This is a genomic window from Mycobacterium sp. ABE4_509 (genome assembly GCF_056160785.1).
On record NZ_JBSWXU010000003.1, the window covers coordinates 73,169 to 85,416 of the forward strand.

13 protein-coding genes are annotated in these 12,248 nt (G+C 68.3%); 8 read left to right on the top strand and 5 right to left on the bottom strand.

Annotated elements, in window-relative coordinates; genetic code table 11:
• The first annotated feature begins 1 nt into the window (after position 1).
• Complete coding sequence (locus tag ACXAID_RS01570) at positions 2-565, top strand: DUF1707 SHOCT-like domain-containing protein (protein ID WP_475020430.1); 564 nt, start codon at positions 2-4, stop codon at positions 563-565.
• On the opposite strand, the gene ACXAID_RS01575 is transcribed toward ACXAID_RS01570, so the two are convergent.
• Together ACXAID_RS01575 and ACXAID_RS01580 are read right to left on the bottom strand one after the other, a co-directional pair.
• On the bottom strand, positions 558-1,736 hold the full coding sequence (locus tag ACXAID_RS01575; protein ID WP_475020413.1) for a sulfotransferase family protein: 1,179 nt from the start codon (positions 1,734-1,736) through the stop codon (positions 558-560). The two genes, ACXAID_RS01570 and ACXAID_RS01575, sit on opposite strands and share 8 nt — an antisense overlap.
• Entirely contained in the window at positions 1,733-2,824 is a 1,092-nt protein-coding gene (locus tag ACXAID_RS01580) for a hypothetical protein (RefSeq protein ID WP_475020414.1), read from the bottom strand. The genes ACXAID_RS01575 and ACXAID_RS01580 overlap by 4 nt, the downstream gene beginning before the upstream one ends.
• A gap of 19 nt (positions 2,825-2,843) precedes the next feature.
• Between ACXAID_RS01580 and ACXAID_RS01585 the strand changes: the two genes are divergently transcribed.
• Positions 2,844-3,446, top strand: a complete 603-nt coding sequence (locus ACXAID_RS01585) for a TetR family transcriptional regulator (RefSeq protein WP_475020415.1) — start codon at positions 2,844-2,846, stop codon at positions 3,444-3,446.
• Positions 3,447-3,455: 9 nt separating this feature from the next.
• On the opposite strand, the gene ACXAID_RS01590 is transcribed toward ACXAID_RS01585, so the two are convergent.
• A complete protein-coding gene (locus ACXAID_RS01590; protein WP_475020416.1) occupies positions 3,456-3,842 on the bottom strand; it encodes a PaaI family thioesterase in 387 nt (128 codons plus the stop codon).
• A 23-nt stretch (positions 3,843-3,865) separates the two neighbouring features.
• Here ACXAID_RS01590 and map point away from each other — a divergent pair, with 23 nt between their 5' ends.
• The 3 genes from map to ACXAID_RS01605 are packed head-to-tail and all read left to right on the top strand — an operon-like array spanning position 3,866 to position 6,031.
• Entirely contained in the window at positions 3,866-4,723 is an 858-nt protein-coding gene (gene map / locus ACXAID_RS01595) for a type I methionyl aminopeptidase (RefSeq protein ID WP_475020417.1), read from the top strand.
• A 21-nt stretch (positions 4,724-4,744) separates the two neighbouring features.
• Positions 4,745-5,407, top strand: coding sequence for a hypothetical protein (locus ACXAID_RS01600; protein WP_475020418.1), 663 nt, complete (start codon positions 4,745-4,747; stop codon positions 5,405-5,407).
• Positions 5,408-5,467: 60 nt separating this feature from the next.
• Positions 5,468-6,031, top strand: a complete 564-nt coding sequence (locus ACXAID_RS01605; RefSeq protein WP_475020419.1) for an alpha/beta fold hydrolase — start codon at positions 5,468-5,470, stop codon at positions 6,029-6,031.
• A 4-nt stretch (positions 6,032-6,035) separates the two neighbouring features.
• On the opposite strand, the gene ngg is transcribed toward ACXAID_RS01605, so the two are convergent.
• Complete coding sequence (ngg, locus tag ACXAID_RS01610; protein WP_475020420.1) at positions 6,036-7,838, bottom strand: N-acetylglutaminylglutamine synthetase; 1,803 nt, start codon at positions 7,836-7,838, stop codon at positions 6,036-6,038.
• Entirely contained in the window at positions 7,835-9,640 is a 1,806-nt protein-coding gene (locus tag ACXAID_RS01615; RefSeq protein WP_475020421.1) for an N-acetylglutaminylglutamine amidotransferase, read from the bottom strand. Before ACXAID_RS01615 ends, ngg begins: the two co-directional genes overlap by 4 nt.
• Positions 9,641-9,976: 336 nt before the next feature.
• On the opposite strand from ACXAID_RS01615, the gene ACXAID_RS01620 reads away from it, so the two are divergent.
• The 3 genes from ACXAID_RS01620 to ACXAID_RS01630 all read left to right on the top strand — a co-directional run.
• On the top strand, positions 9,977-11,347 hold the full coding sequence (locus ACXAID_RS01620) for a glutamine synthetase family protein (protein WP_475020422.1): 1,371 nt from the start codon (positions 9,977-9,979) through the stop codon (positions 11,345-11,347).
• Positions 11,334-12,119, top strand: coding sequence for a gamma-glutamyl-gamma-aminobutyrate hydrolase family protein (locus tag ACXAID_RS01625; protein ID WP_475020423.1), 786 nt, complete (start codon positions 11,334-11,336; stop codon positions 12,117-12,119). The genes ACXAID_RS01620 and ACXAID_RS01625 overlap by 14 nt, the downstream gene beginning before the upstream one ends.
• The coding region (locus tag ACXAID_RS01630; protein ID WP_475020431.1) for an aldehyde dehydrogenase family protein at positions 12,116-12,248 on the top strand (133 nt) is incomplete at its 3' end. The genes ACXAID_RS01625 and ACXAID_RS01630, both read left to right, overlap by 4 nt.

Consider the following 12,248-nt stretch of genomic DNA (forward strand, 5'->3'; position numbering starts at 1 on the left):
GATGAGGATCTCCGACGCCGACCGCAACGGCACGCTGCGGCGGCTGCACAACGCCGTCGCGCTCGGGCTGATCGACATCGAAGAGTTCGAGGAACGCTCGGCGATGGTGTCGCGCGCCCGCATGCGCTCGGACCTCGACACGCTCGTCGGGGATCTGCCCGGCCCGGGTGCGATCGTCACCTCGGCGGCCGACCGCGTGGAGCTGCGGGGCGTGCTGGGCTCGCTGAAGCGCCACGGCGAATGGATCGTGCCCACCCGGCTGGCGCTGCACCGCCGGATGGGCTCGGTCGATCTGGACCTGACCCGGGCGCGGTTCGCCGGCCCCATCGTGGTGATCGAACTCGATCTGGTGTTCGGTGGTCTGGAACTGCGACTGCCCGACGGGGCGAGCGCCTCGATCGATGACGTCGAGGTCAATGTGGGCCGCGCCCACGACCATCGCAAGAGTGCGCCCGCCGAGGGCAACCCGCACGTCATCCTCACCGGCAGGGTGGTGTGCGGCTCGGTCGACGTGCGCGGCCCCCGCAAGGGGTGGCGGCGCAACCCGCTGGCCCGCCCTACCTGACCGGTTCGTCGGCGAGGCCGTACCGGTCCTGGTAGTGGCGTACCCGTTGGCGAACCTCGGCGGCGTCCAGACCGGTGTCGGCCCACCGGTAGCGGTTTCCGCCGTGATCCCCGGGATTGGCCGCGAGGTGCGCGCGCATGCGTTGTTCGGTGTCGGGGCGCAGCTCCCGGTCCATCGCCGCGTACAGCGTTCGCACCGTGGCCATCGGATCACGAATGAAATCGGCGAAATGCACGTCGATGAACTGCCCGGGGTCGATCAGCCCGGAGTCACGCACCGTGGTGGCGCGGTCGAGCCCGACGACGATCTCCTCGCAGGACTGTGCCGCGCACTCGGTGATCGAGGACTGGTCGGAGGCCAGCCGGCGCAGATGGTGGGTCAGCGCGCTGATCGAGGAGATGACGTTGAGTGGATCACGATGGGTCTGCACGATCAGCGCATCCGGATACCTGGCCACCAGCGCGTCGAGCTGCCACAGGTGCGCCGGGGACTTCAGCAGCCACTGGCCTCCCACGCCGGACTGTAAGTGCTGCAAGAACATCCGGTGGTACTGGTAGGCCGGGCCCTGGTCGGCGTCGTAGAGCAGCCACCGGTAGTAGTCGGGTAGGCGGTACTGCACCGAGAAGATCATGCTGGTGAACTGCCCGGCGGTGATGCGCACGCATTCCTGGCCGACCAGCGCCCCCATCGGGTGGTGCACCAGCAACCCGGGAACGATCTGCTCGGACATCTCGATGGTGGCCTGGGTCGACGCGATTCGGGGATCGGTGTGGTAGCCGCCCGGCTCGGGCAGCGGGTACGGGTTGTCCACCTCCCAGGTCAGCGGCGGACGCAGCGCGGGATCCTGAGCGAGCAGGTCGAACAGGATCGTCGTTCCGGTGCGCGGCTGACCCACGATGACGATGGGCCGGGTGACCGGTGCAGCGGCGACGGCGGGGTGGTTCTTGCGCCAGTCGATGATCTGCAGCCGGTGGGTCAGCGCCCGCACGATGTCCATCGAGGCGATCTCGACGCCGATCTCGTTGAGTCGTGCGTCGGCGACCAGGCCCTGGCACAACAGATCCAGTCCGGTGCGCCAGTTCCCGTCGTCGAAGTCGCCGAAATCACTGTGACCGGCGGCCTCGCAGGCCTGTTCGACGAGCAGTTCGGGCGTGAACCGCGCGGCGTTCACGCCGCGGCTCCCGTCTCGACGGAGGTGCTCACCACGGGCGGTTCGGGGTTGTCCAGCCAGCGCAGCACGACGAAGCCCCGGTGCCGGCCACCGGTGTCGAGCCAGTGGCCGTGGCCGAAGTCGCTGGCTCCGATCGCGATTCGTACCATTCCGGAGGCGTCGGGCGCCACACCCTTGTTGGTGACCGAGCTGTGCCGGTGGCGGGGTTCGAGGCATTCGTGCCAGATGCTCTCCAGCGTCACGTTCCAGTATCTGGTCTCCGGTGGGGTGAACTCGAGCACCAGTGAGTCCTGCGGCCCCAGCGCGAACGACCCGATCATGTAGAGGTTGTCCGGGGTGGTGTTGTCGTCGCCGAGGTCGGCCGCTTCTGCGGTCAGCAGTTCGTTGGGGCGGGTCAGCATCTCCGGCTTGACGGTGCGGTGCAGGGTGGTGAGCTTGGCGAGGGTCCAGGCCATCGAGGTGAAGGCCTCGGCCGCGGACTCGTCGCTCACCGGTTGCAGGGGACCGGGGTCGAGGCAGTCGACCGTCATGGACGCGGGGTGCTCGCTGGTGGGGTCGCCGATGTATTCGCGCACGACGACGGCCGACGCGTCATCGGGAATCTCGACCCACTGAGCGTCGCCGAGCACCTCTGGCGCCGGCTGGGTGCGCGCCAGCACGATCGCGAAACGGCCTGAGTTCAGACGTAGTTCGGAATCGCCCAGGTAGGCCGCCATCCGGCGCGGGTTCAGGCCGGTGCCGGCGAGCACCTGAAACCCCAGATAGGCGGTGCTGCCCCGACTTCCGGTGATCCGGTAGCTGCGGTCGCCCCGGATCATCGACAGCAGGTATCTGCCGTCGGGGTTGGGTCCGGCGAGTTGGCGGGTGTCGGAGCACATGTCGAAGAAGTGCGGACGTTGCGGGTCGGCTTCGATCGAGATCTCGGTGCACAGCGCGGTCGTCTTGGCCAGCACGCCGAGGCCCTCGAGCACCTCGCGTTCGTCGATCGCGTCCTCGAGCACCATCGCGGTCATGTCCGAGAGCATCTGCTGGGTGAACCGCCACGATTTCACTGCCTCGACGGCCCAGCCGTTGCGTTCTGTGTCCATGGTGAGACATAGTCTCACCATGGACGTCGTCTCAGGGCCGCATTCGCGAGAAAGTCTGACGGTGCGCAAGCAGCGGGCGACCCGGGCCCGCATCGCGGCCGCCGCGGCCCGGGCGGTCGCCGCCCACGGGCTGGCCGGGGTCACCGTGGAGCAGATCGCCGCGGCGGCCGAGATCGGCCGCGCCACGTTCTTCCGCTACTTCTCCGCCAAGGAGGACGCCGTCGCCGAGGGCATGACCACCCGCTGGCTCGACGCGATCACCGCGGCCATCGCCCGTCAGCCCGCCGACCTGTCGGCCGGGGCCGCGGTGGCGGCCGCATTCGAGGATCTCGGGGACGGGTTCGACGCGATCAGTGACCAGGTGCGTGAGCTGGCCACGCTGACCAGGTCGTCGCCGGTGTTCAGCGCGTGGACGCTGCAGATCTATCTGCGCTACGAGAACGCCATCGCCGAGCTGGTGGCGCCCAGGATGCCCGGCCCACGGCCGGAAGACCCGCGACCACGCCTGCTCGGGGCGCTGGCGATGGCCTCGGTGCGGATCGCGCTCGACGACTGGCTGACCCACGGCGGGTCGCTTCCCGAGCGGGTCCGAGCGGCGCTGACCTCGCTGCGGATCGCCTGATCAGGGCTCTCAGCGCGGGTCGAGCACCGCGAAGCTCAGCGTGGCCCGCGCGGCCAGCCGGTCCCGGGCGACGTCGGTGACGTCGACGGCGATGATCGACAGGCGGCGTCCGGCCCGCACCACCGTCGCCTCCGCGCGCGCCGGCCCTTGCAGCACCGGGGCCAGGAAATGGATGGTCATGTCGGCGGTGGTGACATCCTGACCTGGGCCGATGTGGCGGTCGGCGAGCCGGCCGGCAGCGATGTCGATCAGCGTGGCCACCAGCCCACCCTGCAGCGCACCGCGCCGGTTGGCCAGATCGGGCCGGTTGTCCAACTCCACGACCAGCCGCTCATCGGATTCCTCGACGTCGCGGAAGTCCAATTGAGCGAACAAGTGTCCGGGGGTGACCTGCATCCGCAGAACGCTAGCATTGCTACATGTCTGTACGGAGCGCCCTACGCCCCGGTGTGGTCTCGCCCACATTGCCGGTGCCTGCATCGATCGAGCGGCCGGAATACGTGGGTCGCGCAGACGCGCGCGAGGGCAGCGAACCGTGGGTGCAGACCCCTGAGGTGATCGAGAAGATGCGGGTGGCCGGGCGGATCGCGGCCGGCGCGCTCGCCGAGGCCGGTAAGGCCGTGGCGCCGGGCGTGACCACCGACCAGCTCGACCGCACCGCCCACGAGTTCATGCTCGACCACGGCGCGTATCCCTCGACGCTGGGCTACAAGGGGTTCCCGAAGTCCTGCTGCACCTCGCTCAACGAGGTCATCTGTCATGGCATCCCCGATTCGACCGTGATCGAGGACGGCGACATCGTCAACATCGACGTCACCGCCTACATCGACGGTGTGCACGGGGACACCAACGCGACGTTCCTGGCCGGAAACGTCAGCGAGGAGCACCGGCTGCTGGTGGAGCGCACCCACGAGGCCACCATGCGCGCGATCAAGGCGGTCAAGCCCGGACGCGCGCTGTCGGTGGTCGGCCGGGTCATCGAGGCCTACGCAAACCGTTTCGGCTACAACGTGGTTCGAGATTTCACTGGACACGGGATCGGCACCACCTTCCACAACGGTCTGGTGGTACTGCACTACGACCAGCCGTCGGTGGAGACGGTGCTCGAACCGGGCATGACCTTCACCATCGAACCGATGATCAACCTCGGCGAGCTCGACTACGAAATCTGGGACGACGACTGGACGGTGGCCACCAAGGACAAGAAATGGACCGCCCAGTTCGAACACACCCTGGTCGTCACCGACACCGGTGCGGAGATCCTCACCCAGCTGTGAGCCGTCGGTAGCCTGGGAACCATGATCCGGCTCGCCGCCAGCGCGGTACTGCTCGTGCTCGGCGTCGCGGGCTGTGGGCCGGTGGTCACCGGGACCGCGACCTGGCCCGGCGCCAGACTCGAGCGTGCCGTGTTGACCGAGGGAGACTTCCCGGCGGGGGTGCGCTACGAGCAGATCCAGCGCGACCCCGGCACCGGCGACGGGGTGGGAGGGCCGCCGCCGATGCTGTCCTCCCCGAAGGGGTGCACCGACGGGTTGACCCGCGATATCGCCGACACCGCCGAGCGGGGTCCGGGCAGTGCCGTCGAGTACGTCGTCGACTACGACGGTGCCCGGCTGGTCATCACCGTGTTGACCTGGAACCTGGACCTCGACCGGCTGGCGGCCACCGCCGATCGGTGCGCTGCCTACAAGACGTTCTTCGACCCGTCCGATCCGGGGATCGCGATGACCACGACGCGGCTGCAGGCCCCGCACCCGGATGCGCTGGCCTACGAACAGACGATGCATCTGACCGGCGCCGAGCGCAGCGTGTTCTTCGCCTTCGAGAACGTGGGTTCGATGGCCGTCTTCGGTATCGCCTTCCCGTCACCGGATCCGTCCGTCACCGTCAAAGCCACGCTGCCGCAGACGTTTTTGGAGGTGATGACCAAACAGGCCGATCGCGCTGCGCGGGCCGCGTAGCGGCACACCCAACAGCGTGAAAAAGCCCGCCGATGCCGTTGCTGGCTGTAGCGTGACGCAATGGCTTCCCCCACGGTGACCGTTGACGGCTTCGGCGTGCCGGTCGAGGTCACCGGGCCGGAGAAGGGATCGGTGGTGGTGCTGCTCGGTGCCGCCCATCAGGCCCCGGCCGCCTACGCCGCGGTCTGCCAGCGTCTGCACACCGCGTCACTGCGCACGGTGGTGGTCGGCCCCGACCCACGGCTGACCGCCAAGACGGTGGTCGGCGTCCTGGACTCGCTGAGCATCGGTTGGGCGCTGGTGGTGGGGGACAGGCTCGGTGGGGAACTGGCCTGGGAGTTGGCGGCCAACCGGCTGGACCGCTTCATCGGGCTGGTGGCCGTCGACCGCGGTCACCCGCGGGTCGCCGATCCGGCCGGGATCATCCGTGACGAACACTGCCCACCGGTGGAGTTGAACACCACCGTGCTGGTCAGCAGCAAGGCTGCCAGAGCGATGGCGCTGGCCAGCCAGCGGTATGTCTACGGCGACTACCGGGTGGTGGATCTGCTGAACAAGCGCAACGCGTCGGACTCCACCGCGCAGCTGGCCACCGAGATCGTCATGCGCACCAGCACCTGGTAGCCGGTCAGGACGTCTTGTCGCCGTCTTCTGCGCCCTGGGCGGCCTCCTCCGGCGTCCACGCCTGGGGCAGCGCCGGCTGATCGGGAAACAGGAAGTCCACGAACGCCTTCGCGGTGGGCTGCGGTTCGTGGTTGGCCAGTCCCGGCCGTTCGTTGGCCTCGACGAACACGTACTCGTCGCGGGTGACGTCGGGCACCAGCAGGTCGATCCCGGTGACCGGGATGCCCAGCGCCTCGGCAGCCGTGACAGCCACCCGGCACAGCTCGGGGTTCACGGTGGCGGTGACATCGTGGATGGTTCCGCCCTGATGCAGGTTGGCGGTGCGGCGCACCCGCAGTTTGCGGCCTTCGGGCAGCACATCGTCCATCGTCCAGCCGGCCTCGCGCACCGTGGCCTCGGTGACCGCATCCATCGGAATCTGCGACTCGCCGCCGGTGGCCGCCGCGCGGCGACGGCTCTGCGTTTCGATCAACTCTTTGATGGTGTGCTCGCCGGTGCCGATCACCTCCGCGGGCATCCGCATCGCGGCCGCGACGACCTTGCCGTTGATCACCACCAAGCGCAGATCATCGCCCTCGGCGCGCTGTTCGATCAGCACCTCTGGGTGGTTCTCCCGCGCGCGGGCCAGTGCCTCGTCGAGTTCTTCGTCGCCGGACACCCCGACGGTGATGCCCTTGCCCTGTTCACCCCGAGTGGGTTTGACCACGACGTCGCCGACCTCGGCGAGGAAATCGTGGTCGCTCTGGTCGAAGGTGGCCAGCCGGCCGCGCGGAACGACCACCCCGGCCTCGTGGACGATGCGTCGGGTCAACCGCTTGTCGTCGCACCGGGCCATCGCCACCGCAGAGGTGAACTCCGACAACGACTCGCGGGTCACCACCGACCGGCCGCCGTGCGACAGCCGCATCTCGCCGGTCTCGGCGTCGAGGACCTCCACCCGAATACCTCGCCGCGACGCCTCGTCGGCGATGATTCGCGCATACGGGTTGAGATCGTCGACCGTTTCCGGTTTGGGCGTGAACAGCGGTTCGTTGATGGCGTTCTTGCGTTTGACGGCCAGCACCGGGACCCGCTGGAAGCCGAGTTTCTCGTAGAGGGAAATGGCCGCGGCGTTGTCATGGGCCACCGACAGATCCATGTAGGCGCGGCCGCGCTCGCGAAAGATCTCGGCCAGCGCGTTGGTCAGCGCGGCACCGACACCGGGCATCCCGGCGCCCGGATCGACGGCCAGGGTCCACAGACTCGACCCCTTCTCCGGATCGTCGAAGAGCCGCGCATGATCGACCCCGGTGACCGTCCCGATCACGGTGTCGTCGTCATCGCGGGTGGCGACGAGGTACTCGACGGCGTCGACGCCGAGGTGGTTCTCCCAGATGACATCGGTGGGCGCAGGCACCATCCCGCAGCGCACGAAGACACGGTTGATGTCGTCGGCGTCGGCCCGGCTGCGCAACGGGCGCACCGCCATGCCCGGGGCAGGAGGCGGAGGCCGATAGGACTCGATGAACCGCAACCGGTAGGTGTGGCTGGGGTCGATGAACAGCTCGTGCGGGGCCATCGCGACCAGCACGTGGGACTCTCGGGCGTAGATGCAGATGTCGCGGCGCCCCGGAGCCTCCCGCCGCAGCACCTCGGCCAGCTCGGCGGGATCGGCGAAGGTCTGGCCGAAGATCAACCTGCCCCAACCGAGTTCGAGTTCGACGTTCTTGGCCATCGCGTCGACCATGTCCGGCGGTGACGCGGCGTGCAGGCCCATCGTGATGGCCTCGCACGGCAACTCGGACTGGCCCTCGGCCTCGTCGATCATGCCGCTGGGCCCTTGATCCCGTGGCGCTGCAGCCACAACTCCAGTAGTGCGATCTGCCAGAGCTCGTTTCCGCGCAACGGGGTGAGCCTGCCGTTGGGATCGGCCAGCAACTGCTCGACGGCGTCGGGGCGGAACAGCCCGCGTTCCTTGGCCTCGGGGGCGTACAGCGCGTCGCGGACCATGTCGAGGTACGGGCCCTCGAGGTGGGTCAGCGCCGGCACCGGGAAGTAGCCCTTGGGCCGGTCGATCACGTCTGCCGGGATCACCCGGCGAGCGGCCTGCTTGAGCACGCCCTTGCCCTCGAAGGCGGTCTTGTACTGGGGCGGGCAGGTCGCGGCCAGTTCGACCAGATCGTGGTCGAGGAACGGCACCCGGCCCTCGAGCCCCCACGCCATCGTCATGTTGTCCACGCGCTTGACCGGGTCGTCGACCAGCATCACGGTGGTGTCCAGACGCAGGGCCCGGTCCACTCCGGTCTCGGCTCCCATCCGGGCGAAGTGCTCGGCGACGAAGCGCTCGCTGGGGTCGTCCTCGGCGGCCACGGCCCGCGAAACCAGCTTCGCGTACGCCGACTGGTCGCGGTCGAAGAACGCCGCCCGGTAACTGGCGACCGAGCCTTCCAGCGAGGCCGCGGCCGGCTCGCCCATCGGCGGATACCAGTGGTAGCCGGCGAACACCTCGTCGGCGCCCTGGCCGGACTGCACGACCTTGACGTGCTTGGCGACCTCCTGGCTGAGCAGATAGAAGGCCACACAGTCGTGGCTGACCATGGGCTCGCTCATCGCGCTGATCGCGCCGTCGAGCGCGGGCAGCATCCGATCGGTGCCGATCCGGATCTGGTGGTGGTCGGTGTCGAATCGCCTGGCGACGATGTCGGAGTAGCGGAACTCGTCGCCCTCGACGCCACCCACCGATTCGAACCCGATCGAGAACGTCTTGAGCCCGTGCTGGCCCGCCTCGGCGAGTAGTCCGACGATGAGGCTGGAGTCGACCCCGCCGGACAGCAGGCAACCGACCGGCACGTCGGCGACCAGCCGGCGCTCCACCGCGACCCGCAGCGACTGCAGAACCGCGTCCTCCCAGTCGCGTTCGGACCAGTCGGAACGCTCGTCGCAGCGGGTGAAGTCGGGCTCCCAGTACACCTTCGTGGTGCGGGTGCCGTCGGGCTCGATCGCCATCAGCGACGCCGGCGGCAGCTTGCCCACCCCGCGCAGGATGGTCCGTGGTGGCGGCACCACCGAATGGAAGGTCATGTAGTGGTGCAGCGCGACCTGGTCGATGCGGGTGTCGATGTCGCCGCCGGCCAGCAGCGCGGGCAGCGACGACGCGAACCGGACCCGGTCGTTGTTCTCGGTGATGTAGAGCGGTTTGATGCCCAGCCGGTCGCGGCCCAGCAGCACCCGGCCGCTGTCGCGCTCGACGATCGCGAAGGCGAACATCCCCTTGAGGTGGTCGACGAACCGGTCACCCCAATGGTGGTATCCCTTGAGCAGCACTTCGGTGTCGCTGTGCGAGAAGAACCGGTAACCGTGGGTCATCAGTTCGTCGCGCAGCTGCTCGTAGTTGTAGATGCAGCCGTTCCACGCGATGGACAACCCGAGTTCGGAGTCGACCATCGGCTGGGCGCCGGCTTCACTCAGGTCGATGATCTTCAGGCGCCGGTGGCCCAACGCCACCCTGCCTTGCGACCACACTCCTGCGGCATCGGGTCCGCGGGGGACCATGACCTGGGCCATCGCTTGGACGGCGCCGATATCCGGGGTTCTTCCGTCGAGACGTACCTCGCCGGTGGCTCCACACACCTGTTCGACCCTACTCTGTGTCGGCGGACCTCGATCGGTAAACGTCCGGTCGCCACCATCGCCGGCCGGCTCGGACGAGCGTATTTACCCGGGGGCAAGGTCCTCAAACCGGGGGGTGCGCCTGCCCGCCGAGATCCTCGTCACACAGCCCCCCGGAAACAGCTGCTCGGCAGGGTTTGCCGCTCCGGTGATCCGGGAACCATGGACTTCGAAAGGTCTGCTCCCCTACCTTTTAGTACCTTCTATTACCGAGCGCTTCGGAGATTGGGTACTAGCGAGCCAACGACGACCGGTGGGGAAGCCGACGGTGTTATCGCGGTCGACTCAAGGGGAGAAGTGATGGGTGCAGGATCGGGCATGCTCACGCAGGGCGAACTCGAGCAGCTGGTTTCGGCGGGCGACATCGACACGGTGATCGTGGCGTTCACCGACATGCAGGGCCGGCTGACCGGCAAACGGGTGTCGGCCCGGCTGTTCGTCGACGACGTCGCCGAGCACGGCGCCGAGTGCTGCAACTACCTGCTGGCCGTCGACGTGGACATGAACACCGTCGACGGCTACGCCATCTCGAGCTGGGAGACCGGCTACGGCGACATGGTGATGACACCGGATTTCAGCACGCTGCGGCTGCTGCCGTGGATACCGGGCAGCGCACTGGTGATGGCGGAGCTGTCCTGGACCGACGGCCAACCGGTGAAGCAGGCTCCACGCAGCATCCTCAACCGGCAGATCGACCGGCTCACCGACCGTGGATTGGTGCCCTACATCGGCACCGAGCTGGAATTCATGGTCTTCGACGACACCTTCCGTGACGCGTGGAAGGCCGGTTACCAGGGGCTGACTCCGGCCACCGACTACAACGTCGACTACCAGATGGTGGCCTCGACGCGGATGGAGCCGCTGCTGCGCGACATCCGGCTGGGCATGGACGGTGCCGGCATGTACTGCGAAGGCGTGAAGGGCGAGTGCAATCTCGGCCAGCAGGAGATCGCGTTCCGCTACGACCACGCCCTGGTGACGTGTGACAACCACACCATCTACAAGAACGGCGCCAAAGAGATCGCCGATCAGCACGGCAAGAGCCTGACCTTCATGGCGAAGTTCGACGAGCGGGAGGGCAACAGCTGCCACATCCACATCTCGCTGCGGGGTGACGACGGTTCGGCGGTGTTCGCCGACGACGCCGATCCGTTGGGCATGTCGGCGATGTTCCGCAGCTTCGTGGCCGGCCAGCTGGCCACGATGCGCGAGCTGACGCTGTTCTATGCGCCGAACATCAACTCCTACAAGCGCTTCGTCGACGGCAGCTTCGCCCCGACGGCCATCGCGTGGGGGCTGGACAACCGCACCTGCGCGCTGCGGGTGGTGGGTCACGGCCAGGGCATGCGGATGGAGTGCCGTGCTCCCGGCGGCGACGTCAACCAGTATCTGGCGACCGCCGCGTTGATTGCCGGCGGGCTGTACGGCATCGACCAGGGGCTCGAACTGCCCGATGCCGCCGAGGGCAACGCCTACACCAGTGGCGCCGACCGGCTGCCCACCACGATGGCCGAAGCCGCCGAGCTGCTCGACAACTCGACGATCGCCCGGGAAGCGTTCGGCGACGACGTCGTCGACCACTACCTCAACAACGCACGAGTCGAACTCGCCGCGTTCAACGGCGCGGTGACCGATTGGGAGAGGAGGCGCTGTTTTGAACGGCTCTAGTCCGGCCCAGGAACGCCGGCCCGCGATCGGGCTGACAACTTACCTGCAACAGGCCCAGACCGGAGTGTGGGACGTGCGGGCCAGTTTCCTGCCCGCCATCTACTTCGAAGGAGTCGGACTGGCCGGCGGGATGTCGGTGCTGCTGCCGCCCCAGCGGGTCGACGCGGCCGCCGCCGACTCATTGCTCGACGGTCTCGACGGCCTGATCATCACCGGCGGACGCGACGTCGACCCCGGCGTCTACGGCAGTTCCCGGCACCCGGCCACCGACGAACCGGTCGACGACAGCCGGACCCGAGACGGATTCGAGCTGGCGCTGCTGCACGCCGCGATGCGCCGGCAGGTCCCGGTACTCGGCATCTGCCGGGGCGCACAGGTTCTCAACGTCGCACTCGGCGGCACGCTGCACCAGCACCTGCCCGACGTCGTCGGGCACAGCCGCCACCAGCAGGGCAATGCCGTGTTCACCACGTCGTCGATCACCACGGTGCCCGGCACCCGCGTGCAGACGCTGGTCGGACCCACCACCGAGGCGCAGTGCTACCACCATCAGGCCATCGACCAGCTCGGCGACGGTCTGATCGTCAGCGCATCCGACAGTGACGGAGTGATCGAGGCCATCGAGGTCGACCCGAGTCGGCATCCCGAGAACTGGATGGTGGCCGTCCAGTGGCATCCCGAGGAACGGCTCGACGACCTGCGCCTGTTCGCCGGACTGGTCGAGGCCGCCGCCGGGTACGCCCAACGCAGGACGCAGAAGGTGAGCGCATGACGAGCTGCGAGGTGATCAACCCGGCCACTGAGCAGCTGCTGCGCACCGTCGAGCTGACCGACCGGGCCGGCGTCGACGACGCCGTCGGGCGGGCCAGGGCCGCGCAGCGCAGCTGGGCCCGGCTGGCCC